Source organism: Corynebacterium glyciniphilum AJ 3170 (genome assembly GCF_000626675.1).
Lineage (GTDB): Bacteria > Actinomycetota > Actinomycetes > Mycobacteriales > Mycobacteriaceae > Corynebacterium > Corynebacterium glyciniphilum.
In genome coordinates this window covers 1,639,484-1,664,450 of the sequence record NZ_CP006842.1, presented here as the reverse complement: position 1 = coordinate 1,664,450, position 24,967 = coordinate 1,639,484, and the positions used below count along the sequence as shown (strand labels likewise).

The window sequence follows — 24,967 nt, the reverse complement described above, 5'->3', positions numbered from 1 at the left end:
TGCGTCTCTTGCACCCTTCACATCCTACCCAGTGCACGCGGAAGTTGGTGCACCGGCAGTAACGGGTGTCAGTCGCGTGCGGCGCTTTCGACAGCAGAGTCCGCCGCGGCGGATTCTTTCGCCGCGTCGTGTTTCGACTTCACAAGGCTGGCGACCACGGTCACAGCCAGCACCCCGACGATGACAATCAGAGAGACCACCGTCTCAACTTCCGGCGCGTTCAGCACGGGTTCGCCCCCGTTGATGAAAGGAAGACCGTTCTCGTGCAGGGCATGCAGCACGAGCTTCACACCGATGAAGGCCAGGATGATCCCCAGCCCGTAGGGCAGGTACACCAACCGGTCGAGGAGCCCGTCCAGCAGGAAGTACATCTGCCGCAGCCCCAGCAGCGCGAAAGCGTTGGTGGTAAAGACGATGTACGGTTCCTGGGTGATGCCGTAGATCGCCGGGATGGAGTCGAGGGCGAACATCAGGTCCGTCATGCCGATGGCAACCAGGCAGACCAACAGGGGGGTTACCGCACGCTTGCCGAGCCGGCGCACCAGCAGCTTGTCGCCGCTGTAGTCGTCAGCGACAGGGACCGCCTTGTTGAGGACCTTGATCAGCTTCATGTCGCTGGGATCACGGGCCGGTTGGTCCGACAGCTCGTCACGGACCACGGTGTAGGCCGTCCACAGCAGCCAGATCCCGAAGATATAGAACACATCGGACCAGGCTTCGATGGCTGCGGCGCCGAAAGCGATGAAGATACCGCGGAACACCAGGGCCAGGGCGATGCCGATCAGCAGCACCTTCTGCTGGTACTCGCGGGGGACCTTGAACGTGCCCATGATGAGGGCGAAGATGAACAGGTTGTCCACGCTCAAGGCCTTCTCGGTCACATACCCGGTGAAGAACTCGACGCCGTGCGCGTGCGGGTCACCTGGTTCACCCCAGGTGAACCACAGGAAGACGCCGAAAACACAGGCCAGCGCAACGTAGAACAGGCTCCACCAGGCAGATTCCTTGATGGACGGGGCGTGCGGCGTGCGCACGTGGGCGTAGAAATCGAAAATGAAGAACCCGGCGATCACCGCAATGGTGATGATCCAGGTGAGTGCGTTGACTTCCATGACTGGTCGAAACCTCCGGTCGGCTAGGTGGACCGGAGGTCTCCCCCACCACCGCAAACGAGTGCTGGTGGCCGGCACGACCGGGGACCGAAGGCGGTCGCCGTGTTGACGATCAGTGCCGCGGGCGGGGTACTCCCCTCCTGACAGATTCGAATCCTACCAGAAGTCTGCTAGAAAGCACCCGTCGTGTGAGAGGAATCCGCCCGGACAACTCTGGTCTGCCCATCATCGACCACGGGAATTTCGCCCGTGGGATCACCGTCCTGGCCAGCGTAACCACGCGGGGCTGCAGCAGATGCATCGTATTCTGCATCGTAGTCCTCGCCGGGCTCACCCTGCGCCGCATCGTCCGCACCTCCCTGTGCATCCCTGGGCGCATCAGCAGGATCGGCTCCCTTGAGCATCCAGATGATGGTGTCCAACTCCTCCGGCTTCACCAGCACATCCCGGGCCTTGGATCCTTCGGACGGCCCCACGACACCGTGGGTCTCCATGAGATCCATCAACCGCCCTGCCTTGGCGAATCCGATTCGCAGCTTGCGCTGCAGCATCGAGGTGGACCCGAACTGACTGGTGACGACGAGTTCCACTGCCTGCAGCAGGTCCTCAAGGTCATTGCCGATGTCCGGATCGATGTCCTTCTTCGCCTCAGCTGCCTTGTCCTCTGTCACTCCGTCGGTGTAGTCGGGTTCCGCCTGGTCCTTGGCTGCGTCGACCACGGCCTGGACTTCCTCGTCAGTCACGAAAGCGCCCTGCATGCGCAACGGTTTACCCGCACCCTGGGGAATGAACAGGCCGTCACCCATGCCGATGAGCTTCTCCGCTCCACCCTGGTCGAGGATCACCCGAGAGTCGGTCAACGAGGAGGTCGCAAAAGCCAGGCGGGACGGCACATTCGTCTTGATCAGCCCCGTGACCACGTCCACCGATGGCCGCTGCGTGGCCAGGACGAGGTGGATGCCTGCCGCCCGTGCTTTCTGGGTGATCCGGACAATCGCGTCTTCGATCTCCTTCGGGGCAGTCATCATCAGGTCGGCGAGCTCGTCGACCACACACACGATGTACGGGTACGGACGGTACTCACGCTCCGACCCGGCCGGCGTCGTGATCTCCCCTGACTTCACCTTGCGGTTGAAGTCCTTGATGTGACGCACGCGGGTGGACTTCATGTCCATGTACCGCTGCTCCATCTCCTCGACCAACCAGGTCAATGCCGCAGCAGCCTTCTTCGGCTGGGTGATGATCGGCGTAACCAGGTGAGGAATGCCCTCGTACGGAGTCAACTCGACCATCTTCGGGTCGATCAGAATCAGCCGCACATCTTCCGGGGTGGCCCTCGTCAACAAGGAAACCAGGAGCGAGTTGACGAATGCCGACTTGCCGGACCCTGTGGAACCTGCGACCAGCAGGTGGGGCATCTTCTGGATCGAATGGGCCACGAAGGTGCCTTCGATGTCCTTGCCCAGACCGATGAGCATCGGGTCAGGGTCAGCGTTGACATGCTGGGCAGTGAGCACGTCGCCGAGACGCACCATCTCCCGGTCGGAGTTCGGTACCTCAATACCCACAGCGGACTTGCCGGGGATCGGGGTCAGCAGTCGGACGTTGTCCGTCGCCGCTGCGTACGCCAGATTCGACTGCAGGTTGGTGATCTTGGACACCTTCACGCCCGGCCCGAGCTCGATCTCGTAGCGCGTCACTGTCGGCCCGCGGGAGAATCCGGTGACCTGCGCATCGATCTTGAACTCCTCGAAGACGTCAGTGATCGCCTCGATCATGCGGTCATTTGCGGCACTGTGGGTCTTTGCTGTTTCTCCCGGAACGAGCAGTTCCGTGGACGGCAGGAGGTACTCCGCAGAGGTGACGTCCGTGACCCGGCCGACGGCTTCCCCGTCGCTGTCTGCCGCCGCGTTCTGCGCACTACCGGTGGCGTTCGTCGCGGCGACGTCAGCACCTGAACGTGCCAGGATGCGTCGTCGGGTCTCCTCCCGTTCGTCGGCGGCTGAGCGCGCATCGGCCGTCGGCTGCTCCGTCGCAGCCGCCGACGCTGGTCTTGCCGGGGCGGCGGGGTTGGTCTGCGCCGCTCCTTCGGCTGCCGTGGATGCAGTAGACGCGACCGGAGAGGCGAGCAGGTCGTCGTCAATGGTCGGCGTTGACTCGACAGCAGGACGGGCTGTCCGCGGTGATCGGGGTGCCGGCGACTGCCGCCGTTCCGAGGAGACGGCATCGTCCACGGTAGGTGCCTCGAGATCGTCCTCGGCAGGAGCCGTGGCTGCATCACTGCGAAACACCAGGGTCGCCTGGTCGCCGGCTCCGGGATCCACGGGGTAGTTGTCCATCGGTGTCGTCGCACGCGACGGGCGAGGACGGGCCCGCGGTCGTTGCGGGGAGCCGACGGACGGGCCGCGGCGGTCACGCGACGTCGCCCGGGGTGCGCGGTCCTGCCGCACAGCGTCGTCCAGCTCACGGTCCACGGACGCGTATTCGTCGTCCTCATCGTAGTCGGACTCGCCGTACGAGCCGTACGAGTCGTACGGATCGTCGCCACCACGGCCACGTGCGCGGTACCCCAACCACCCCGCGAGAGAACCGACCAGTTGCCGAACCGTCATGCCCGTCAGCTGGAGAGCACCGTAGACGATCACCATCAGCAGCAGCGGAACGGCGACGTACTCACTGAATCCGACGGCCATGGGAGTGCCGACGAACTGACCGGCGATCCCGCCGGCGGACGCCCGCCCCTCGATCTCCGACGGTTGCCCGGCGAGGATGTGGATCGTCCCGAGGACAGCGAGCACGATAATACCGATACCGAGACCGAGACGCAGTCGCGAACGCTGCGTGGTTTCGACACCCACCATGAGCACCCAGGCCGTTCCGGCGAGCAGCACCGGGACAAGCAGCGCTGCTGCGCCGATGAGGTACGTCAGCACGAAGTCAATACCGCTTCCCACCGTGCCGCCGACTCCGAACCATGAGGTGCCCGCGATGATCAGCGCCAGCGCGAGGGCCCCCAGGGCAGCACCGTCGGAGTGGCCTCCCACCCGAACCCGGGCTGCCTGACTGTCGTCGTGCTCCGACGCCGGTTGTTCAGCATCATCTGGGGTGGCCTGGGCATCCACGTCGTCATTCGCTCCTTTCGACCGGGTACGGGCGTCTTTCTTCTTCTTCTTCGAGGCGCTGGCACGGTCCAGCACGGTGGTCGGCAACTCGTCGGGCGCGTCGTGGTCCACCAGGCCTGCGTCAGGCGCGTCCGGAACCCTCACCGAGAGCTTGCGTGCAAGACCACCGAGGCCACGGGACATTCCCCCCACCATCGAGCCGACCGACGACCCCACGGCACCGAAGGCACCGCCGGTCCGTTCGAAGTCGGCGGTGTCATAGGAAGGAGTCCGTCGGGTACGCGCGGTGGCGGGCGACGCTTTGGCCGACGGACGGGAAGATCGCCCAGTGGAGCGCCGGGAAGAGTTCCCGGGAGAGGTACGCGTGCGACTGGTCGTTGACATGCGCGCCAGTTTAGCCCGACTACACCACCTTTAACAGTCGCAACACGCGTCACACCAGTGACACATATAACATCATCGCTTAGAGACTGACCCTGCGGACCGCATCCTCGTCTCCGACGACAGTCACGTCACAGGCCTTGATCCTTCCGTAAATCCACAGCAGAAGCTCTCCCGTTTCGCCCGTCACGGTGACCTCGGACGAACTGCTACCCACCCTGACGGACTCCCCCGCACCGTCGGTGCGCACCAGAGTCACCGATACACCGGAGCTCCGGATCAGGCCCCGGGAGATCTGTTTGACCGCTCCCCACAGCGTGTCCCTGGTCTGTCGTGGCAGGTCGCGAGGCGACCACTCCCCTCCCCCGCGACGTACGTCCTCATGGTGGACGAAATTCTCGCCGAGATTGATGAACCGGTCCCCGAGACGCATCGGATTCCACACCGGTGGTCCCGCACGGTAGAGCTCGACCAGTTCCTCGAAGTCCCTGCTCTCATACTGCCGACTCAGCGACGCCAGGTGCCCTGCCAGCGGGCGCAGGAACATTCCCGCCATCGCGTCCGGACGATACTCACGCAACACGAGGTGGACCGCCATGTCGCGGGTCATCCACCCTTCACACAGCGTGGGCTGGTCGGGCCCCCGGGACAACAGAAGGTCCGCCAGTGCCTGGCGTTCATCATGGGAGACTGTCATGTCTCCCGATGCTACGCGGGCTTCTGGCGGACCGTCATGCTCCGAGGCAGGTGCTTACAGAGACGGCACGTGATCCTCCGGGTCGAGTTCCTCGACGATCTCGCTCGTCATCGGCACAACCGTCGGAACAATGAAGGGCTCACGCTTCCACTTGTCCTTGACGAACTTGCCCACCTTGCGGCGCAGGGTCTGCGCCATCCGGTAGGGGTCATTCTCACCCTGGCCGGAGAGGTCCAGCATGACGTTGTCGACGAGTTCGGCGACCTGTCGCATCATGTCCTTGGACGCGTCCGAGAAACCACGGGCCTGGACCTGCGGATCCTCCAGCGGCCGTCCGGTGCGGTTGTCGATGACCACGGTCACCGAGATCAGACCGCCCTCCGACATTGCGGTACGGTCCTCAAGTTCCTCAGCTCCCACGTCACCCATGGTGACGCCGTCGACGTAGAGGTTGCCGACAGGAATCTGTCCCACCACCGATGCCTGACCGTTGACGAGGTCGACGACGACACCATTCTGCGCCAGGACGGTGTGGTCGCGGGCCACACCGGTGGAGATGGCGAGTTCACGGTTGGCACGGAGGTGGCGCCACTCACCGTGAACGGGCATGGCGTTGCGCGGGCGTGCGGCGTTGTACAGGAACAGCAGCTCGCCGGAGTAGCCGTGGCCCGAGGTATGCACCATGGCGTCCTTGCCCGTGATGACTTCGGCACCGATCTGAGACAGCATATTGATCACACCGAAGACCGCCTCCTCGTTACCGGGGACCAGTGAGGAGGACAGGACGATCAGGTCGCCCGGACGCACGGTGATCTGCCTGTGCTCACGACGCGCCATGCGCGACAGGGCGGCCATCGGCTCCCCCTGGGTGCCGGTGGTGATCAGCACGACCTTGTGCGGAGCCATACGGCTGGCCTCGTCCATCGAGACGATGGTGCCCCGCGGGGCCGTCAGCAGGCCCAGGCGCTCCGCGATCTCCATGTTGCGGATCATTGAGCGACCGTTGAACGCGACCTTGCGTCCAGCAGCCACGGCCGCGTCGACAGCCATCTGCACGCGGGCGACGTTGGAGGCGAACGACGCGATGATCACGCGCTGCTTCGCCTCGGTGACGATACGTCGCAGATTCGGTCCGATAGCCGCCTCCGAAGGCGAAACACCCGGAGTGGTGGCGTTGGTGGAGTCGCAGAGGAACAGGTCAATACCCTCGTCACCGAACCGGGACAGGGCCGGCAGATCCGTCGGACGGCCGTCAGCAGGAGTCTGGTCCAGCTTCACGTCGCCGGTGTGGACAACCAGTCCCGCACCCGTCTTCAACGCGATGCCGAGGCACTCCGGGATGGAGTGACCGACGTTGAAGAAGCGGAGGTCGAAGGGGCCCCGACTCTCGTGGGAGGTGTCGTCGACCTCGATCAGCTTCGGACGCAGCCGGTGCTCCTGGCACTTTGCGGCGATCAGCGCGCAGGTGAACCGCGAACCGATGATCGGAATGTCCGCACGCTGCTTCAGCAGCCACGGGATCGCCCCGATGTGGTCCTCGTGGCCGTGCGTGACCACGAGTGCCTCCACGCGGTCCCATTTGTCGTCGAGGTAGGAGAAATCCGGCAGGATCAGGTCCACGCCCGGTTCCCCCGACGAGGGGAAGAGCACACCACAGTCGATGATGATGATGCGGTTGTGGTACTCGAAGACAGTCATGTTGCGGCCGATCTCCGAGATACCGCCCAAGGCGATAATCCGCAGACCGTCCTTCGGGGCCTTCGGTGGCTTCGGCAGCCGCTGAGTCAGGTCAGCTCCCTGCATCGTCTGCACGGCATTGCGGCGACGGTCACCGCCGCCCTGGTTATTCCGGTTACCACGGTTGCGGTTGTTGTTGCCCTGGTTGCCCTGGTTGCCCTGGCCCCCCTGGTTACGGCCTCCACGGTTGCGGTTGTTGCCGCCCTGGTTGTTCCCGCTGTTGTTGGCGTTGCTTCCGCCGTTGTTACCGCGGCCCCTGGAGCGGCGTGAGCGGGAGCGGTTTCCACCACCGGAGTTGTTGCCGGAGCTCGTGTCCGGGTCGGACGTGGACGCGCCGTCGTCAGTGGATCCGCCGGCATTGCCGACGTTGCTGTTCGCCTCCGGAGCGGAGGTGCTGGCCTGTCCGCCGTCATTGAACGTGGTGGTCACATCCGCAGCACTGGTGTCAGCGCTCGGCGGAGCGGCCTTCCGGGTCACCTTGCGTGCCCGGGAACGGTTCTCAGTCATAGTGTCCTTATACCCCTGCGTTCCGCAGGTCTTCTGCCAGTCGGTCGATGTCCGCCGACGTGGGTTCGATGATGGGCAGGCGCGGTGCGCCCACCTCAATTCCATGAAGTGTGAGTGCCGCCTTGGCGAATGCCACCCCACCGAGCCGGGCCTGGGCTCGGGTCAGTGGGATCAGGCGGTTGGCGATCGACCGGGCGCCGGTAATGTCACCGGCGTCGACGGCGTCGCGGAGTGCGCGCAGCTGCGGGGCGGCGACATGTCCGATGACGGAAATCATGCCGGTAGCGCCGACCGCGAGCCACGGCACATTCAACGGGTCATCTCCGGAATACCACGCCAGTTCCGTCTCCTCCAGCAACTGCATCGCTGCCGGAAGATCGCCCTTGGCGTCCTTGACCGCCCGGATGTTCGGGTGGTCGGAGAGCCGACGAAGCGTGTCGGACTCGATAGGGACCACGGACCGGGACGGAATGTCATAGAGACAGATCGGGGTATCTACCGCGTCCGCCACAGCGGTGAAATGCCGGTAGAGCCCTTCCTGACTCGGTCGGGAGTAGTAGGGAGTGACCACGAGCAGGCCGTCCGCACCGGCAGCCGCCGATGCCTTCGACAGCTCCACGGAGTCCGCGGTGCTGTAGGTACCGCTGCCGGCGACGAGTTTCACCCGGTCACCGAGCTCAGCGCGAACCGCCTTGAGCAGGTCGATCTTCTCCGAGGGGCGGACCGTGGGTGACTCACCCGTGGTGCCGCTCAGAACAAGAGCGTCGCAACCCTGGTCCACCAGGTGTCCCGCCAGGGATACACCGGCGTCCAGGTCGATGCTGCCGTCCTTCGCGAAGGGCGTCACCATCGCCACAGAGACCGTGCCGAAGAACTCGGCTCCTCTTGTCGCTGTCATACCTGTGCTCATGTCAGCATAGGTTACCGCCCACAGCCCGTGATGTGTACCAGGACCCCCGCCGACGCGCCGGAGCCGTCAGATGTCGGCGACGTATGGGCTGGTCGCCATCAACGTGCCGTCCCGTAGTTCGGTGATCGTGAAATCATCGAAGATCTCGGGGCTGACCCCCCGCAACAGTCTGAGACACGCCACCGCGACGCGCCGGATCTCAGGGTCAGCGTGCTCTGCCGCACGCATCCCGATGAAGTGGCGCCATGAACGCATGTTCCCCGTCATCACGAAACGGGTCTCAGTCGCATTCGGCAGGACCGCGCGAGCTGCCTGTCGGGCCTGCTTGGCCCGCAGCACCGAGTTCGTCTCCGTCGTGGACCGCGCCTCCAGGGCGTCCAGTAGTTCCTCGTAGGCGTCCCTGGCGACGTCGGTGGCATGGAGCAGCAGTTCGGCGATGTCGGGGTCGGCGGCGATCGTGTCGGGGACCACGATCTCCGATTGCTCCGGCGGCACGTACCGCTGTGACAGCTGACTGAAGGAGAAGTGGCGGTGACGCATGATCTCGTGCGCACATGACCGTGACACTCCGCGCAGGTACACCCCGGCCGAGGCATGTTCCAGCAGGCTCAGGTGGCCGACGTCAAGGATGTGCCGGATGTAGGCGTCGTTCTCCGCGGTGTGCGGATTGGGACGGTCCCACGTCTCGTAGCACGCACGACCGGCGAACTCGACGAGGTTCGAGGCGTCCCCGCCCGCCGCCGAGGGTTCCCAGGGGACGTCCTCTGGAGGCAGGAACGTCGTCTGTGAAATCAGCCTGGCGGAAAACTCCGAGGTGGTGGGCATCGCCTGTGTACACTTCCCTGTTGTTAGAAGGTGTCTGGGGCAGGGGCGATCTACTCGGCGGGAACGCCGAGAGAATCGAGCCCGAGGAACTTTTCCAGACCGACGGTCAGCCCTGGATGCGACGGGACCTTGTCAACACCCAGGAGCACGCCCGGGACGAAAGACTCCCGGTCATAGGAATCCTGCTTGATGGTCAGGGTCTGTCCGGCAGCGCCCAGGATGACCTGCTCGTGAGCGACCATACCTGTCATACGCACCGCGTGGACCGGAACACCGTCGACATCGGCACCGCGGGCGCCGTCCATCGTCTGGTCGGTGGCATCGGGCTGCGGTCCCAAGCCGGCCGCCCGCCGGGCGCGTGCAACGCCTTCCGCGGTGTGCACGGCCGTACCGGACGGCGCGTCCTTCTTATTGGGGTGGTGCAATTCGATGACCTCGGCAGAGTCGAAGTACGGTGCGGCGATCTCCGCGAGCTTCATCGTCAGTACCGCTGAGATGGCGAAGTTCGGGGCGACCAGAACTCCGGTCGCCGGCGAGTCGTCCAGCCACTCCCGGAGGGTGTCATAGCGCTCCGGCGTCCAACCGGTCGTCCCGACGACGGCGTGGATGCCGTTCGCGACACAGAACTCCAGGTTGCCCATGACGGCGTCCGGAACCGTGAAGTCGACGACGACCTCGGTACCGTTGTCGACCAGAGCCGCGAGGTCATCCCCGTGGTCCAGGGCCGCAGACAGCTCGAGACCGTCCGTCTTTTCCACGGCGGCGACGACTGCAGTGCCGACCCTGCCGTGTGCTCCGAGAACTCCGACCTTCGTCATGTACTTCTACTCCTGAATAATTCCGGTGGTGTGTGGCTGGCAGTTGACGTCCGGTCAGGTTAGTTGGCGTCAACGAGGACCAGGGAAATCTTCCCCCGGTTATCGATGTCGGCGATCTCAACCTCGAGTGCCTGACCGACCGAGACCTCGTCCTCGACCTTCTCGACCCGGCGGTCGCCACCGAGGTTCGAGATGTGGATCAGACCGTCCTTGCCCGGAAGCAGGGAGACGAAGGCGCCGAAGGCGGTGGTTTTCACCACGGTGCCCAGGTACCGGTCGCCGACCTTCGGCAACTGCGGGTTGGCGATCGAGTTCACCTTGTCGACGGCTGCGTCGGCGGCCTTGCCGTCGGAAGCGGAGATGAAGACGGTTCCGTCATCCTCGATGGAGATGTTGGCGCCGGTCTCCTCGGTGATCTGGTTGATCGTCTTACCCTTCGGGCCGATCAGCTCGCCGATCTTGTTCTGGGGGACGCTGACGGTGGTGATACGCGGGGCGAACTCGCTCATCTCCTCCGGTCCGGCCACGGCTTCACCCATGGTGGACAGGATCTCCAGGCGTGCACTGCGAGCCTGAGCCAGTGCGGCGACGAGAACATCGGACGGGATACCGTCGACCTTCGTGTCCAACTGCAGCGCGGTGACATAGTCGGCGGTACCGGCGACCTTGAAGTCCATGTCGCCGAACGCGTCCTCGGCACCGAGGATGTCGGTGAGGGTCACGTAGCTCTCCTTGCCGTCGACCTCTCCGGTGACCAGGCCCATGGCGATACCTGCCACCGGGGCCTTGAGGGGCACGCCGGCGTTGTAGAGCGACAGCGTAGAGGCACAGACCGAGCCCATGGACGTCGATCCGTTCGAGCTCAGCGCCTCGGACACCTGCCGGATCGCATAGGGGAACTCCTCGCGGGACGGAATCACCGGCAACAGGGCACGCTCGGCCAAGGCACCGTGACCGATCTCGCGACGCTTCGGGGATCCGACACGTCCGGTCTCACCGGTGGAGTACGGCGGGAAGTTGTAGTGGTGGATGTACCGCTTGGAGTCCACCGGTCCGAGGCTGTCAATGCTCTGCTCCATCTTGAGCATGTCGAGTGTGGTTACACCCAGGATCTGGGTCTCACCACGCTCGAAGAGAGCGGAGCCGTGTGCACGCGGCACCAGGTCGATCATCACGCCGAGATCGCGGATGGCCGTGGCGTCACGGCCATCGATGCGGAAGCCGTCAGTGAGAATACGGGTACGGACCAGCTGGCGGGTGACCTCGTTGTGGGCGTTGCGGATCTCGGTGGTGCGCCCCTCGAACTGGGCCTCCAGCGCCTCGACCGTCGCGGCCATATCCTCGGACAGCGCTTCATCGCGCTCGGCCTTGTCGGCGATGGACATGATGCCGGAGAGCTTGTCGGCGGACTCGGACTCGACGGCGGCGAACACATCCTCGCCGAAGGGCGGGAACAGCTCGAAAGCACGCGCCTGGGCGTCGACTGCCGTGGCCAGCGCCGCCTGAGCACCACAAAGCTCAGCGATGAAGGGGCGTGCGGCGTCAATGCCCTGGGCGACGACTGCCTCCGTCGGTGCCGGGGCGCCCTCGGCGACGCGCTGGACGACAGTGTCGGTGGCCCCCGCTTCGACCATCATGATGGCGACGTTCTCGCCGGGGACGGGCTTACGGCGGCCGCGTCCCCTACGAACCGGCTCGACGACGCGGCCGGCGACGACGAGCTCGAAGACCGCCTGTTCCTGCTGCTGACGTGTCGGGAAAGCGACCCACTGCCCCTCAGCATGATCCTCGTCGACGACGAGTGCCATCCGCACACCACCGACGGGGCCGGAGACCGGCAGGCCGGACAGCTGCGTTGATGCTGAGGCGGCATTGATGGCGACCACATCGTACATGTCGTCGGGGTCCATGGACATGACCGTGACGACGACCTGAACCTCGTTGCGGATTCCCTTGGCGAAGGTCGGGCGCAGCGGCCGGTCAATCAGACGGCAGGCCAGGATCGCTTCGGTGCCAGGCCGGCCCTCGCGCCGGAAGAAACTGCCGGGGATACGCCCTGCGGCGTACATACGCTCTTCGACGTCAACCGTCAGCGGGAAGAAGTCGAGGTTCTCCTTCGGCTTCTTCGACGCGGTGGTCGTCGACAGCATCATCGTGTCGTCATCGAGATAGGCGGTGACGGCGCCGTCCGCCTGGCGTGCCAGCAGGCCGGTCTCAAAGGAGACCGTCCGGGTGCCGAAGTCACCGTTGTCGATGGTGGCGGTGGATTCCCAGATACCGGACTCGGCATCGATGAGTTCAGCCTTGTGGGTCGGGGCGACCGGTGTCTTGGCCGCCGGCGCCTTCTTCTCCGGAGCAGCCTTCGCCGGAGCCTTCTTCGCCTGCGTCTTCTTTGCGGGCGCCTTCTTCGCTGGAGCCTTGGCAGCTCCCGTTGCTCCCGCAGCGGCCGTCTTCTTTGCGGGCGCCTTCTTCGCTGCGGTCTTCTTGGCCGGTGCCTTCTTCGTCGAGGCCTTCTTCGGCTGGGTGTCGTTCTCGTTCTGCGATGTCACGTTGATGTGTATACCTTCTGCGTCTTCTTCGGTCCCTGTGCCGGTCGTCGGTGCCGGCCTCGGGTACGGATTCTCATGCTCTGGACAATTACCGCAGATCATCCTACACCACCACTGGTCGAACTGCGCTGTCCGACCACGGAAACCACGAAACCCCGTACACCGTCGGCGACGGTGTACGGGGTCAGTGCCAGCGCTGGGGACGTCTAGCGACGCAGGCCCAGGCGCTCAATCAGGGAACGGTAACGCTCGACGTTGTTCTCCTGCAGGTACTTCAGCAGCCTCTTGCGACGACCGACCAACAGCAGCAGTCCGCGGCGGGAGTGGTGGTCGTGCTTGTGGAACTTGAGGTGCTCGGTCAGCTGACGGATGCGCACCGTCATCAGCGCGACCTGCGCCTCAGGCGAACCGGTGTCGGTCTCGTGAACGCCGAACTCCTTGAGAGTCTCGGCCTTCTGGTCCTTGGTCAAAGCCATGGGAATTCTCCTGATGGTTGTTTCAGTCCGCGCGAAAAGAGGACGTACCGCCCGGAGGCGAGCGCCGTTGTGACTACCGCGAACCACAGTCACAGACCGGATGACACTATCATCCCCGCTCGCGGGGCACCAACCTCCGGGTGGCTTCGACGTCACTACCGATGGCCTCGACGAGTTCATCGAGCCCGTCGTAGCTCTCCATTCCACGGATATGGTCGATGAAGCTGACGGTGACTTTTCGGCCGTAGAGGTCGGCGTCATGGTCCAGGACGAACGCCTCCACGCTGCGGGTCTCGTCCCCGAAGGTGGGGTTCGTACCGACCGAGATCGCCGCAGGGAGGTGGACGTCGACCGGCATGTCACCGACCAGGGCACCGACGGGATCTTTCTGGGTCGGCAGGATGCGGAGGTCCCCAGCGTAGACTCCGTCCGCCGGCAGCGCCTGGCTGTCCGGGAAATACAGGTTCGCGGTCGGGAACCCCAGGGCGGCACCTCCCCTGCCTGCACCTCGGGTCACGACGCCACGGACGGTGAAGTTCCGCCCCAGGGCACCCGCGGCACCCGCGACATTTCCGACGGCGAGCTGCTCACGGATCCAGGACGAGCAGACCGTGTGTCCGTCAGCACTGCCGCCGTCGCGCAGCAGACCGTGGACGGTGACCTGCACACCATAACGCTCCCCCAGTTCCCTCATCGTCTCGGAGGTACCCGACGCCTGGCTTCCGAACGTGAAATTGTCCCCCACGACAACAGCTTTCGCTTTGAAGAGATCGACGATGACCCGTCGGAAGTACTCTTCCGGACTCCAGGAGATGATCTCGTCGTCAAAGGCGACCACGAGCATTGCGTCGATACCGTACCGGGCAGCACTCACCGCGCGTTGTTCAACCGTGGCAAGCAACGGCGGAACACTCTTCGGGAGGAAGATCACCGTCGGGTGAGGGTCAAAAGTCATCATCACCGCCGGCACACCGAGCTCCCGCGCCTTGGTGACCGCCGTGTCGATCAACGTCTGGTGTCCGCGGTGCACTCCGTCAAAGACACCGATCGTCACCACGCTTCCCTGGAGGTCCGAGGGAACCTCGTCCAGTCCGTTCCAGATATCCACGGACACCACACTACGACACTTCCTGTCACCACCTAGACTGTGCTCCATGCCTGGAAGAGAATCAGCCGACGGGATCATCGCCCGGTCCGGTCTTGTCATTGTCGACAAACCCGCCGGAATGACCAGTCACGACGTCGTCTCACGGTGTCGACGTATCTTCGGTACACGTCGGGTCGGACACTCCGGAACCTTGGACCCGATGGCCACCGGGGTGCTCGTCGTCGGGATCGAACGGGGCACCAAGTTCCTCGCGCACGTGGTGACCCACGACAAACGGTACGACGCCACGGTCCGCTTCGGGTCCGCGACCGTCACCGACGATATCGAGGGCGATGTCATCTCCACGGCACCTGCCCAGGCGATGGCCTCCCTAACGATCGACGGTGTCCGGGCGGCCTTCGCCGCACAGTCCGGCGAGATCATGCAGCGTCCCAGCAGCGTCAGCTCAATCAAAGTCAACGGCCGTCGGGCCCACGAACTCGTCCGGGAGGGGGTGGATGTCATACTGCCCGAGCGTCCCGTGACCGTCCACGAACTCAGTGTGGCGGATATCCGCATCAGCGGTGAGGGCCCGGAGACGGTCGCTGAGGCCGATATCAGCGTGCACTGCTCCTCAGGGACTTACATCCGGTCGATCGCACGGGATGCCGGCGAAGCCTTGGGCGTCGGCGGTCATCTGAGCGCCCTGCGACGTACGAGCGCAGGCCCGTTCGCCGTGAGCGAGGCGCGAACACTCGATGAGCTCTTCGCCGTGCGCGACAACACCGACACCTCGCCCGAACTGACGATGTCCCTGGATGAGGCGATGTCGACCTGCTTCCCGGTCCGTGGGGTCTCCGACGCCGAGGGGGACGCACTGTCGTTGGGTAAGTGGCTCTCCCCGGTCGGCATGCGTGGCGTCTATGCCGCCGTCACACCTGACGGCAGGGCCGTGGCCCTTCTCGAGGAGAAAGGCGCGCGCGCAGCCAGTGTGTTCGTGGCACGTCCGGCGGGGATGGACTGAGTCGCCCCGGACATTCTGACGCAGACCCTCCAACTGCAGGATCTGCGAGTGGTCCGCGAGCACGGTGGTCTCGTCACCGTCGTTCTCGACACACCACTCCGCCGGCCGGTCGTGCCGGTGGCGACGGCAGTCATGACTGTCCGTCCGCGCGCGTGGTGGAGACTTTCGCCAGAGCGGCGGTCAACTCGGTGACCTGACGGTTGTCGAGGTCATGGACGATGTCACTGATCTCGTCGCGTAGCGCCTGGTCAGCGAAAGGCGCGGTGAGGACGTTGAACTTCACGCGGGCCGCGTCCCAGTCCAAGGGGCAGGTGAAGAATCCGTCGTAGGCGGATTTCTCAGCGCTGAACTCCGTGCCGTCATCGAGCGTGACGGTGACTTCCGCAGGCATCTCCTCCGGGAAACGGTCGGACAACGCATCGTCCGGGGTGATCGTAACCTTGGCCATGAGCTCCTGGACGTCATCGGCGACAATGCGCGCCGGATCATACTGACCGGGATTGAGTTCGCCGTCGAGGAGAGCGACGGCCAGCATCCACGGGAGCGAATGGTCCGCCTCCTCCTTGGTGCGGATGGTTTGCTTGTCCCCCTCCTCGCCGCCGCCGATGATCGAGTACGCGACGTCGAACGTGGACAGCCTGACAGTGTCGATATGCGACGGGTCGAAGCCCTCCCGGGAGCGGATATCCAGGACAGCCTCCAGGGCAGACTGCGAATGTATCTCGGCGTTGTACTTCTTGATGATTGTCCGGGTGACACTCTCGAGGTCCTCGGACGACCAGTCCAGCGTGTAGTCGCCCGCGAGATCCTTGAACCCCTTGTTGCCCTCGAACACCTCTCCGGGCCCGGTGATGCCTCGGGACGCCAACAGCGCCGACCACACCCCCTCCTTGGCGACATGCGGGTACGCCAGCCCCTTCCAGTGGCTGAGGTTGCCGGTGCGCGTGACACGCAGGGCCACATTCGCCGTGCCGGCCATGGCGGCGGCATTCGCGATCTGGTCAGCATCGAGACCGAGTGCCTTGGCGGCCGAACACGCTGCGGCGAAAGCTCCCTGGGTGGTGTGGTCGAATCCGAGGGCGCGGACCGGCGCGACGTCCGACAGGCGGGTATGGACCTGGTACGCCACCGCGAAAGCGGTGAGCAGCTCCGCCCCACTGGCATCAACGCTCTCGGCTGCGGCGAGGACTGCCCCGAAGTTGTCTGAGGGGTGGTTGGTCTCGCCTTTCGCGAGATAGGCATCCATGAAGTCGAGGTAGCGGCTGAGCGCACTGTTGAAGAAGGCCGCCTTCTCCGGCGAGGTCTTTCCCCCGCCGATCAATGTCGCCTGTTCAGTCCCACCGAGGTCCTCCAGGAGTCCCCTGATCGCGTTGACTGGTTCAGCGTCGAGCGCACCGACAGCAACTCCGAGTGTGTCAAGCACCCGGATCTTGAGTTGTTCAAGAGCTTCCGGGCTGAGGTCACTGAGACGTGCCTTCTCCACGAAAGTGGCGAGTTCCTGTACTTCTGTCATCACCTGCTCCTTTCTTCTGAGGCATCCCGGAATGGACCAGATTGCCCATTAGGCTTGCCTCACCTCCCATACTGGACTTCATAGCGCCGAGTTCAACCCTTTGTGACATATCGCACCCGGGCATCGATGCCGCAACGGTGCACCCCTGCCCCGATTCAGCAGGCGCCGCAACGGTGCACTAGAATGCCAGAACGTGAGATAGCTTCTCCCGACCAGTGAGACGCTGTCACCCCGAGATGCACCAGAACAACAGTTGGACTTCAGAGAGGAACACATGGCAGAGAACGAGAACTCCCGCCAGATCCAGTGGAATGGTGGACTGCAGCAGGAGGCCGTCGACCTGCTCCGTACCCCGGGACATATCGTGGTCACCCCGACCAAGGTCGGCTACATCATCGCCACGAGTGACCGCGAGGGCCTGGAGCGCAAGTTCGCTGTCAAGCACCGCAAGCGCAACAAACCCGGCGTCGTGCTGTGCGGATCGATCGAGCAGCTCAAGGAACTCGCTCAACTGACCCCCGAGATCGAAAAGTTCTACCAGACCTGCGTGGACCGCGACATCCTGATGGGCTGCATCCTCCCGTGGAAGGACGGCGCCCAGGACAAGTACATGCCGGAAGGCGCCGGTGAGCTCGCCTCCGACACCCGCAACACCAGCTGCTTCGTGCTGAAGTTCGGCACCCCTGGCGAGAACATCGCTCGCGAACTGTGGGAGAAAGACCGCCGCCTGGTCTTCGCGTCATCGGCGAACCCCTCCGGCCAGGGAAATCGCGGACTGATCGAAGGCATCGGCGACGAGATCGCCGGGGAAGCCGACCTGATCATCGAGGGCAACGACTACGTCGCCTCCATCCAGCCGGACAAGAACATCGACACCCGCTACGAACAGGGCGTCATGGTCTCCATGGTCGATGACGACGGCACGCTGGTCCCTGAGCAGAACGGCCAGCGCGGCATCACCCCCTGCCCCACCCTCATCCGCAAGGGTATCTACAACGACGAGATCGTCCTGATCCTTGCCGAGCAGTTCAACTCCTGGGACTTCCGCCAGGGCGGGTACTACTGAGACACCCTGCTGAACCACTCAGCATGTCCTGAGATCACCCCGGGATCGCACAGACGGTCACCACGAAACCGTCGCGGATCACCCAGTGTCCCTCGATGGTGGGTACCGGGCTCGGCTGGGACAGCACCCGGGCATGCCAGCCTCCGCCGACCTCGTCGGCGGAGGCTGCATCGTCCCGCGGGCTCACGTCGAGGTGAAGCTCGACCTCATCAAAGTCGAGGAACCGCCCCACCAGAGGGAACCATGCCTTGTAGACCGCCTCCTTCGCGCTGAACAGCACGGTGCCCAGTGAGCGTCCCGGCGCCCGTTGCGCCGCACGCTGGAGCGACCGACGCTCCAGCGGGGAACTGACGGCCGACAGCACACCGTCCGGCAGTCGCTGTGCGACCTCTACATCCAGTCCCAGGCTGCGCCACCGGTCCGTTCTACCTACGAGCGCAACCCGCAGTCCCCGGGTGTGCGAAATGGTTCCGGTGACCGGCCCCGGAAACAGGGGCCGCCCCTTGTCGCCACGCAGGATCGGACCGTCTACCCCGAGACCGCGCAGCGCGCGGTGGGCACACCACCGGCCGTCTCCGAACTCGGCCTTGCGTGAATCCACCGCCGCACCGACGATGCGTCGCTCCTCCTCGTCGAGCTCGTCATAGTGAGCAAGATCGATGATCCGCCCCGGGTGGTACTCCACCAGGCCGGCATCAGCGGGGATAAGATCGCGGGGAACAACCGGAATCCGATCACTGTCGTCGAAGCCCACGGCAACATAGGGTGCTGAGATGATCATCCCGCTTCCTCTCCGGCTGACTCCGTCAGCACCGGGTACGGCCAGAGGTTCCGTTCACGGCGCTGCTCGAGGGTTCGCTCGCGCTCCCGCGGGTAACCCAGCGACACCTCGACATGACGGACACCCTCCACCTCGGTCACAACCGGGATATGCAGGTGCCCGTAAATCACCGTCTCCGCACCGAAGCGCACCGGCCAGTCCTGTGTATGTCGGCTCCCCGACCACAACGCAACTTCCGGCAGCCGGAGCCGTGCAGTGACTTCACGCACCAGCGGCCAGTGGTTGACCAGCACCGTCGGCCCCGACACCGTCGACAGTCGACGCACAGTGTATCCCAGACGTCGTTGACACCAGAGCGGAACGTCGACATAGGGGGCGATCGCGACCTGGTCGGTGAACACCACACCATTGCCTTCTGCCGCGGAGAGGGCGCGCTCCACGGTGACGAGCGGGTCACGCCACGAATGGTCATACAGCGTGAACATCGGCACGATGGTGCGCCCGGCGAACCGCGGATACGGGTCTTCGGGGGTGAGCACCCCCATCGACTGGCAGCCTTTGACCAGTTCCTCGTACTTCTGCGCTGCATGCACCTCGTCGGACGACCGGGAGAACAACTCATGGTTTCCGGGGACCCAGATCACCTGGGCGAACTTCTCTGACAACGAGCGCAGTGTGTCGAGAATCGTGGAGGTGCGTTCGGCGACATCACCGGCCACGATCAGCCAGTCGCCGGGATTCTCCGGGCGTACGGTGAGGTCGACGAGATCCCGGTTGCCCCGCGCCGCCACATGGAGGTCGGATACAGCCCACAGCGTCCGACGCCGGCCGCCGTTGTCTGTCTCTGCGCTCTCGTCCACGTCGCTCTCACTCACCATTTACGCCACTCTAGTCACTTCAATCACATGAGTCACTTCTGAAACAGAAATTATCCGCCGGTGCGAACCCATTGTCCGCTCCTGTAGCGCCACACCACTGCCGCCAACCGGATGACGATGAACGCCAGCAGACCGCACCAGACCCCGGTCAACCCCAGATCGAAAATCCAGGACAACCACACACCCGGAAGGAAACCGGCCAGTACCGAGACAATCGAGGCCGTCCGTAGGAACGCTACATCCCCCGCACCCAGCAGAACGCCGTCGATCGCGAAGACCACACCGCCAAGCCCGACCATCGCGACGAGGATCCACCACGGGCCCCACATCGTCGACAACACCGCTTCATCGGCGGTGAACACACCCGGGATGAAGAATGCACCGATCGCCAACAGCGCGGCGAGGACCAGCCCGGCCCCCACGGAGAACCGAAGGACACGGTGGCCGACCTGCCAGGCCGACCGTACCGACGCTGAACCGAGCGCCGCCCCGACCAGGGCCTGGGCCGCGACGGCCACCGAATCCAGCACCAGGGTCAGGAAGTTCCACAGCTGCAGCATCACCTGGTGGGCAGCAAGGGAGGAGTCCCCCATCCTGCCTGCGACAGCGGCAGCCGAGACGAACGCCACCTGGAAACTCATCGACCTCAGGATGAGGTCACGGCCCATGGCCAACTGGGGACGGATGACCGCCCAGCTGGGCCGCACAGACCGCCCGTCCCCGACCTTCCGCCAGGTCACGATGACCGCCACCACGAAACACGTCGCGGTGATCACCTCTCCGAGCACGTTAGCGTACGCCGAACCGACCAGACCGTAGCGGTCCACGGCCCACGGGACAGTCACCACCATCGGGACGACACCGGCCAGGGTGAAGTACAGCGGTGCACGGGTGTTGGCCACACCACGCAACCAACCGTTGCCGGCCATCGTCAGCAACGCCGGAATCACCGACAGCGACGTCACCCGCAGCCAAGACGCCGCTTCATCGGCGACCATGGAGCCTCCGTCGGCGGAACCACCGGTCAGCCACCCGGTCACCGGAGTAGCGAAGACCGCGACCAGGACGGCGAGGACCGCGCCCACACCGAGGGCGACCCAGGACGCCTGAATGCCCTCGGCGACCGCCCCCGGGCTGTCGCCGGCACCGTATCTACGCGCCGCGCGGGCCGTCGTCCCGTACGACAGGAAGGTCAACTGCACGGTGACCTGGGCCAGCACGGTCGCGCCGGTCGCCAAGGCGGCGAGGTCCGTGGCGCCAAGCCGTCCGACCACCGCAGTGTCCCACAGCAGATACAGCGGAGTGGCCGCTAACACCGCGAGGGCGGGCCACGCCAGACCGAGGATGGTCCGGGTGTCCGCCCTCACGCCGGCAGGAGGTGCCGCACTCACTCCTCTGTCTCGTCCGCGGGCGCGCGGTACGGGTCCGCCTCTCCCGCCGGGGTGGCGCCTTCGGCCTGCGCACGCACCCGGGAATCGATGTCGCGGGCTTTCGCGAGCAGCTCCTCCAGGTGGGCAGACGCTTCAGGAACGGTGTCCAGATCGAATCGCAATGTCGGCGTGAACCGCACGGAAAGCTGGTCACCGACGATCTTCCGGAGCTGTCCGCGCGCACGGTGGAGTGCCTCCGCCGCAGCATCGGTGTCGGGCTCCTCCTCCACCGTCCGTCCGCGCACAGTGTAGAACACCGTGGCGTCGTGCAGGTCCCCAGTGACCCGGCAGTCCGTCACGGTGACGAACTCCAGCCGGGGATCCTTCACGTCGCGCTCGATCGCCGATGCGACAATGGTCATGATGCGCTTGGCCATACGGGCGGCGCGGGCGTGGTCTGCCATCGGTGGCACCCCTTCTGATTGTTGGTGTGGTCGATCTTCTCGACGATGATTCTAGTCGCAGACACGGCGACACCCCCGTGCCGGGGGACGTCTGTTCATCGTCCCCCGGCACGGGGGTGTCAAGGCCGGGCGGAAAAGGACCTAGCTGTCCTTACTGTCCTTCTTCACCTGGTCACGCGGAACCTCGACCAGTTCGTACGCCTGGATCGTGTCCCCGATCTGGATATCCGGGTAGGACAGGACCATACCGCACTCATAGCCGTGGTTGACCTCGGTGACGTCATCCTTCTCACGTCGCAACGACTCGATGGTCGCCTTCTCCGTGACGACGTTACCGTCCCGGATGAGACGGATCTGCGCGTTGCGTCGCATCTTTCCGGTCTGGACCATCGAACCGGCGATCAGACCGACAGCAGAAGCCTTGAACAGCTGACGGATCTCGGCGGTGCCGATCTCCCGCTCCTCGTACACGGGCTTGAGCATGCCCTTGAGTGCCTGCTCGACCTCGTCGATGGCGTCGTAGATGACCGAGTAGTAACGGATCTCGACTCCCTCGGAGTTCGCGACCTCGGTAGCTTTGCCCTCTGCGCGAACGTTGAAGCCGATGATGATGGCGTCGGACGCCGCAGCCAGGTCGACGTTCGTCTGGGTGACAGCACCCACACCGCGGTCGATGATATTCAGGCTGACCTCGTCGTCGACCTCGATCTGCAGCAAGGAGTCCTCAAGTGCCTCGACCGTACCGGCATTGTCGCCCTTGAGGATGAGGTTGAGCTGGCTGGTCTCCTTGAGCACCTTGTCCAGGTCCTCCAGGCTGATCCGCTTGCGGGAACGGGCCTGCATGGCGTTACGACGACGCGCATTGCGCTGGTCGGCGATCTGCCGGGCGGTCCGGTCGTCATCCACGGCGAGCAGGTTGTCGCCGGCACCCGAGACGCTGGTGAGGCCGAGGACCTGTACCGGCATCGAGGGGCCTGCCTCCTTGACGTCCGCACCGTGCTCGTCGACCATACGGCGCACACGACCGTGAGCGTCGCCGACGACAATCGAGTCACCGACGCGCAGGGTACCGCGCTGGATGATGACGTTGGCCACCGGGCCACGTCCGCGGTCGAGGTGAGCCTCGATCGCCACACCCTGGGCGGGCATGTCGGGGTTGGCCACGAGCTCCAGCGACGCATCGGCCGTGAGCACCACGGCTTCGAGGAGGCTCTCGATGTTCGTGCCCTGCTTGGCCGAGATGTCGACAAACATGGTCTCGCCGCCGTACTCCTCGGGAACCAGACCGTACTCGGTGAGCTGACCACGGATCTTCTCCGGAGACGCGCCTTCCTTGTCGATCTTGTTCACCGCGACAACGACCGGTACATCGGCGGCCTTGGCGTGGTTGATGGCCTCCACGGTCTGCGGCATAACGCCGTCGTCCGCGGCAACAACCAGGATCGCGATGTCCGTTGCCTTGGCACCACGGGCACGCATGGCGGTGAACGCCTCGTGACCGGGGGTGTCGAGCAAGGTCAGCAGACGCTCTTCCTCGTTGACCTCGACCGGAACCTGGTAGGCACCGATGTGCTGGGTGATGCCACCTGCCTCGCCACCACCGACGTTGGTCTTGCGGATGGTGTCGAGCAGGCGGGTCTTACCGTGGTCGACGTGACCCATGACGGTGACCACCGGCGGGCGGTGCTGCAGGTCATCCTGGCTGCCGACGTCCTCACCGAACTGCAGGTCGAACGACTCGAGCAGCTCACGGTCCTCGTCCTCCGGGGAGACGACCTCGACGGTGTAAGCCATCTCGTCGCCGAGCAGCTTCAAGGTGTCATCCGGAACAGAGGCGGTCGCGGTGACCATCTCGCCGAGATTGAACATCGCCTGCACCAGCGCAGCCGGATCGGCGTTGATCTTCTCTGCGAAGTCCGACAGCGACGCCCCGCGACGCAGGCGGATCTTGGCACCCTTGCCGTTCGGCAGCTTGACGCCGCCGACGACACTCGGAGCCTGCATTGCCTCGTACTCGTTACGCTTCTGCCGTTTCGACTTACGTCCACGGCGCGGTGCGCCACCGGGGCGACCGAAGGCACCTGCGGTACCGCCGCGACGTCCGCCGCGACCACCGCGCGGTCCTCCCGGACCACCGGTACCGGGACCACCCTGGCCCCCACGGCCACGACCGCCACCGCCGCCGGTGCTGGCCTTGGCCGGCATCTGCCCGGGGCTGGGGTGGCTGGGCATCGACGCAGGACTCGGACGACGTCCGCCCGGCTTCGCTGCTCCACTGCCGCCCGGACGCGGGGCCGGGCGCCCGGTAGATCCGCCGGGGCGCGGCATATCCGTTTTACCGCCCTGGGCACCCTGACCCCCCTGCGAGCGGGGTGACGGCCGTTCAGTCCCGGAGGAGAACGGGTTGTTGGCGACACGAGGCGCGCGACCGCCGGGCTTCGGACCCGGTTTGGCACCCGGACGGGCAGCGCCGGGCTTCGGGCCGGGGCGGGGGCCCGGCTTCGAGGACGATGCGTCCTGCGGGGTGGGCTTTGCGGCAGGCTTCGCCGCACCCGGCTTCGGGCGGTCAGCCTGTGGCTTCGGGCTCGGCGCCGTCTTTTCGGTTGCTGCTGGTGCTGCATCCGCGGGGGTCGCCGGCCGCGCGTCGGCGGGTGCCGGCTCGGCAGGCGAGGACGCACCCGGCTTGGCCGAGGGCTTAGCGGGGCCAGGTTTGGCCGAGGCCCCGGGCTTGGCAGCTCCCGGCTTGGCGGTACCGGGCTTCGGACCCGGCTTGGCTGCACCGGTAGGCTCCGCCGCCGTCGCGGCAGAGCTGGATGCCTGAGCAGTCGGCTGACCGCTCAGGTTCGGGAGCGCGGCGTCATCCTTCGTGGACTCCGCACTCGCTCCGTAGTGATTCTTCATCTTCTTGACGACCGGCGGTTCCACCGTCGAGGACGCCGACTTCACGAACTCACCCTGCTCCTTGAGCGTGGCGAGAAGTTCCTTGCTTGTCGTTCCGAGCTGCTTAGCCAGCTCATGGACACGTAGCTTTCCGGGCACTGCTCTCCTTCGTAATGGTGGAGTCGCAGGCCAGCCACCCGTGGTTCTTCAGTCCACGAGGACGACTACGTACGACTCCAGGTCAGTTGGACACTCATCGCTGATGCTGCTTCATCGTGCGCTCATCAGTAATCGGTTTCCTTTTCCTTCTCGGCCACCGGGCTGGTGGTCAGATGCGGTACCTGCCGAGACATCGACGCTCCGCTCCCCCGGTTCTCACCGAGGATCCGGAGATACTCCATGACTGGAGTCGTGTCCGCCTCAACAGGCACTTTCAACGCCCGCGCAAAAGCACGTCGCTGTACGGCGGTCTCGTACGCACTGACAGTCGCGGTAATCCACGCGCCGCGACCGGGCAGGCGCCGTCCAGGATCTGGGACGACACGTACCGACCCCGATCCTCCACCCTCGCCGGTCCGCTCGGCAACACAGCGCAACAGCGCCGTCGCCGGGTGAACCTTGCGGGTGGCGATGCAGGTCCGTTGCGGACCCGCATCCGGCGAGAAACCGGGAACACGATCAGACATGCGTGTTCTCCTTCTCCTCGTCGTCAGACCGATACACAGTCTAACGCGCGACGGCCCCGCGGGGCCAACCGCCACTACAACGCT

General features: G+C 64.9%; 19 protein-coding genes. 2 read left to right on the top strand and 17 right to left on the bottom strand.

The features are described from left to right. Positions 1–68: 68 nt before the first annotated feature. The 10 genes from CGLY_RS07800 to CGLY_RS07755 form a co-directional block, all read right to left on the bottom strand. Positions 69–1,112 carry a TerC family protein gene (locus tag CGLY_RS07800; protein ID WP_052539883.1) on the bottom strand — a complete coding sequence of 348 codons (1,044 nt, stop codon included), beginning with the start codon at positions 1,110–1,112 and terminating at the stop codon, positions 69–71. A 170-nt stretch (positions 1,113–1,282) separates the two neighbouring features. After that, positions 1,283–4,618 (bottom strand): DNA translocase FtsK, encoded by a 3,336-nt coding sequence (locus tag CGLY_RS07795; RefSeq protein WP_081803828.1) that lies wholly within the window; start codon positions 4,616–4,618, stop codon positions 1,283–1,285. A gap of 79 nt (positions 4,619–4,697) precedes the next feature. Further along, positions 4,698–5,312 (bottom strand): TIGR03085 family metal-binding protein, encoded by a 615-nt coding sequence (locus tag CGLY_RS07790; RefSeq protein ID WP_038548247.1) that lies wholly within the window; start codon positions 5,310–5,312, stop codon positions 4,698–4,700. Positions 5,313–5,366: 54 nt separating this feature from the next. Then, complete coding sequence (locus CGLY_RS07785) at positions 5,367–7,556, bottom strand: ribonuclease J (RefSeq protein WP_038548244.1); 2,190 nt, start codon at positions 7,554–7,556, stop codon at positions 5,367–5,369. A 7-nt stretch (positions 7,557–7,563) separates the two neighbouring features. Then, complete coding sequence (gene dapA / locus CGLY_RS07780; protein WP_038548241.1) at positions 7,564–8,466, bottom strand: 4-hydroxy-tetrahydrodipicolinate synthase; 903 nt, start codon at positions 8,464–8,466, stop codon at positions 7,564–7,566. 66 nt (positions 8,467–8,532) lie between these two features. Continuing rightward, positions 8,533–9,291 carry an FAD-dependent thymidylate synthase gene (gene thyX / locus CGLY_RS07775; RefSeq protein WP_038548238.1) on the bottom strand — a complete coding sequence of 253 codons (759 nt, stop codon included), beginning with the start codon at positions 9,289–9,291 and terminating at the stop codon, positions 8,533–8,535. Positions 9,292–9,341: 50 nt separating this feature from the next. After that, positions 9,342–10,109, bottom strand: a complete 768-nt coding sequence (gene dapB / locus CGLY_RS07770) for a 4-hydroxy-tetrahydrodipicolinate reductase (protein WP_038548236.1) — start codon at positions 10,107–10,109, stop codon at positions 9,342–9,344. A 59-nt stretch (positions 10,110–10,168) separates the two neighbouring features. Beyond that, entirely contained in the window at positions 10,169–12,403 is a 2,235-nt protein-coding gene (locus CGLY_RS07765) for a polyribonucleotide nucleotidyltransferase (protein ID WP_038551979.1), read from the bottom strand. A gap of 461 nt (positions 12,404–12,864) precedes the next feature. Next, on the bottom strand, positions 12,865–13,134 hold the full coding sequence (rpsO, locus tag CGLY_RS07760; RefSeq protein ID WP_038548233.1) for a 30S ribosomal protein S15: 270 nt from the start codon (positions 13,132–13,134) through the stop codon (positions 12,865–12,867). A gap of 109 nt (positions 13,135–13,243) precedes the next feature. Continuing rightward, complete coding sequence (locus CGLY_RS07755; protein ID WP_038551976.1) at positions 13,244–14,242, bottom strand: bifunctional riboflavin kinase/FAD synthetase; 999 nt, start codon at positions 14,240–14,242, stop codon at positions 13,244–13,246. Positions 14,243–14,288: 46 nt separating this feature from the next. Here CGLY_RS07755 and truB point away from each other — a divergent pair, with 46 nt between their 5' ends. After that, entirely contained in the window at positions 14,289–15,245 is a 957-nt protein-coding gene (truB, locus tag CGLY_RS07750) for a tRNA pseudouridine(55) synthase TruB (protein ID WP_038548230.1), read from the top strand. A gap of 130 nt (positions 15,246–15,375) precedes the next feature. On the opposite strand, the gene CGLY_RS07745 is transcribed toward truB, so the two are convergent. After that, positions 15,376–16,758 carry an MmgE/PrpD family protein gene (locus tag CGLY_RS07745; protein ID WP_038548228.1) on the bottom strand — a complete coding sequence of 461 codons (1,383 nt, stop codon included), beginning with the start codon at positions 16,756–16,758 and terminating at the stop codon, positions 15,376–15,378. 274 nt (positions 16,759–17,032) lie between these two features. On the opposite strand from CGLY_RS07745, the gene CGLY_RS07740 reads away from it, so the two are divergent. Next, positions 17,033–17,824, top strand: coding sequence for an L-threonylcarbamoyladenylate synthase (locus CGLY_RS07740; RefSeq protein ID WP_038548224.1), 792 nt, complete (start codon positions 17,033–17,035; stop codon positions 17,822–17,824). 34 nt (positions 17,825–17,858) lie between these two features. Here CGLY_RS07740 and CGLY_RS07735 read toward each other — a convergent pair whose 3' ends face one another. The 6 genes from CGLY_RS07735 to CGLY_RS07710 all read right to left on the bottom strand — a co-directional run bounded on the left by CGLY_RS07735 (position 17,859) and on the right by CGLY_RS07710 (position 24,883). Then, complete coding sequence (locus CGLY_RS07735; protein ID WP_038548221.1) at positions 17,859–18,605, bottom strand: 4'-phosphopantetheinyl transferase family protein; 747 nt, start codon at positions 18,603–18,605, stop codon at positions 17,859–17,861. After that, positions 18,602–19,483: a metallophosphoesterase family protein gene (locus CGLY_RS07730; RefSeq protein ID WP_052539882.1), complete on the bottom strand. Its 882-nt coding sequence runs from the start codon at positions 19,481–19,483 to the stop codon at positions 18,602–18,604. The genes CGLY_RS07735 and CGLY_RS07730 overlap by 4 nt, the downstream gene beginning before the upstream one ends. Positions 19,484–19,533: 50 nt before the next feature. Then, on the bottom strand, positions 19,534–20,874 hold the full coding sequence (locus CGLY_RS07725) for an MATE family efflux transporter (RefSeq protein WP_227590423.1): 1,341 nt from the start codon (positions 20,872–20,874) through the stop codon (positions 19,534–19,536). Further along, positions 20,871–21,317, bottom strand: a complete 447-nt coding sequence (gene rbfA, locus CGLY_RS07720) for a 30S ribosome-binding factor RbfA (protein ID WP_038548216.1) — start codon at positions 21,315–21,317, stop codon at positions 20,871–20,873. Before rbfA ends, CGLY_RS07725 begins: the two co-directional genes overlap by 4 nt. Positions 21,318–21,458: 141 nt before the next feature. Next, positions 21,459–24,356, bottom strand: a complete 2,898-nt coding sequence (infB, locus tag CGLY_RS07715; protein WP_038548213.1) for a translation initiation factor IF-2 — start codon at positions 24,354–24,356, stop codon at positions 21,459–21,461. A 125-nt stretch (positions 24,357–24,481) separates the two neighbouring features. Next, entirely contained in the window at positions 24,482–24,883 is a 402-nt protein-coding gene (locus tag CGLY_RS07710) for a YlxR family protein (protein ID WP_081803826.1), read from the bottom strand. Between the last annotated feature and the right edge of the window lie 84 nt (positions 24,884–24,967).

Coding starts and splice junctions, on each gene's coding strand:
- CGLY_RS07740 (WP_038548224.1), top strand. CDS start 17,033: ATGGCAGAGAACGAGAACTCCCGCCAGATCCAGTGGAATGGTGGACTG.
- dapA (WP_038548241.1), bottom strand. CDS start 8,466: ATGAGCACAGGTATGACAGCGACAAGAGGAGCCGAGTTCTTCGGCACG.
- rpsO (WP_038548233.1), bottom strand. CDS start 13,134: ATGGCTTTGACCAAGGACCAGAAGGCCGAGACTCTCAAGGAGTTCGGC.
- CGLY_RS07785 (WP_038548244.1), bottom strand. CDS start 7,556: ATGACTGAGAACCGTTCCCGGGCACGCAAGGTGACCCGGAAGGCCGCT.
- thyX (WP_038548238.1), bottom strand. CDS start 9,291: ATGCCCACCACCTCGGAGTTTTCCGCCAGGCTGATTTCACAGACGACG.
- CGLY_RS07730 (WP_052539882.1), bottom strand. CDS start 19,483: ATGGTGAGTGAGAGCGACGTGGACGAGAGCGCAGAGACAGACAACGGC.
- CGLY_RS07795 (WP_081803828.1), bottom strand. CDS start 4,618: ATGTCAACGACCAGTCGCACGCGTACCTCTCCCGGGAACTCTTCCCGG.
- CGLY_RS07710 (WP_081803826.1), bottom strand. CDS start 24,883: ATGTCTGATCGTGTTCCCGGTTTCTCGCCGGATGCGGGTCCGCAACGG.
- dapB (WP_038548236.1), bottom strand. CDS start 10,109: ATGACGAAGGTCGGAGTTCTCGGAGCACACGGCAGGGTCGGCACTGCA.
- rbfA (WP_038548216.1), bottom strand. CDS start 21,317: ATGGCAGACCACGCCCGCGCCGCCCGTATGGCCAAGCGCATCATGACC.
- truB (WP_038548230.1), top strand. CDS start 14,289: ATGCCTGGAAGAGAATCAGCCGACGGGATCATCGCCCGGTCCGGTCTT.
- CGLY_RS07800 (WP_052539883.1), bottom strand. CDS start 1,112: ATGGAAGTCAACGCACTCACCTGGATCATCACCATTGCGGTGATCGCC.
- CGLY_RS07790 (WP_038548247.1), bottom strand. CDS start 5,312: ATGACAGTCTCCCATGATGAACGCCAGGCACTGGCGGACCTTCTGTTG.
- CGLY_RS07735 (WP_038548221.1), bottom strand. CDS start 18,605: ATGATCATCTCAGCACCCTATGTTGCCGTGGGCTTCGACGACAGTGAT.
- CGLY_RS07745 (WP_038548228.1), bottom strand. CDS start 16,758: ATGACAGAAGTACAGGAACTCGCCACTTTCGTGGAGAAGGCACGTCTC.